Below are 410 nucleotides of genomic sequence, written 5' to 3'. Positions count from 1 at the left end.
GGGGCGATCCCAGATCAAAATCAAGATCAAAAGCAGAGCACGGCGGCCTAGTAGCCGACCTGAGTGGTTGAAGCAAAAGCAGGGCAAAACACCTTTGTCTGATGCAATGCGATTCAAATGTGGGAGCGGGCTTGCTCGCGAATGCGGTGGGTCAGTCAACTCATCTGTTACTGACCCACCGCATTCGCGAGCAAGCCCGCTCCCACAATTTTACCGAGTTCGGCCGTCAGACCAGTGCGCTCTGCTTTTCTGTGGGAGCTGGCTTGCCTGCGATGCAGGCACCTCGGTGTATCAGGCAGAACCAGTTGATGCCATCGCAGGCAAGCCAGCTCCCACATTTGATTGAGTTCAGCTTACAAGACCAGGTCGGCTGTCAGGCCGCCTCGGCTTTGCTTTTGATCCAACCACTC

Annotated in this window: 1 protein-coding gene; it reads left to right on the top strand. The window is 55.6% G+C overall.

Going from position 1 to position 410, the window contains the following annotated elements; translation table 11 throughout:
* Positions 1–131 precede the first annotated feature (131 nt).
* Positions 132–410 (top strand): hypothetical protein (locus HX783_RS29810; RefSeq protein WP_218175349.1); only part of this gene is annotated, 279 nt, incomplete at its 3' end.

The sequence above is a fragment of the Pseudomonas sp. D2002 genome, from assembly GCF_013385735.1.
Lineage (GTDB): Bacteria > Pseudomonadota > Gammaproteobacteria > Pseudomonadales > Pseudomonadaceae > Aquipseudomonas.
This window is presented reverse-complemented; position numbering and strand designations above follow the sequence as displayed.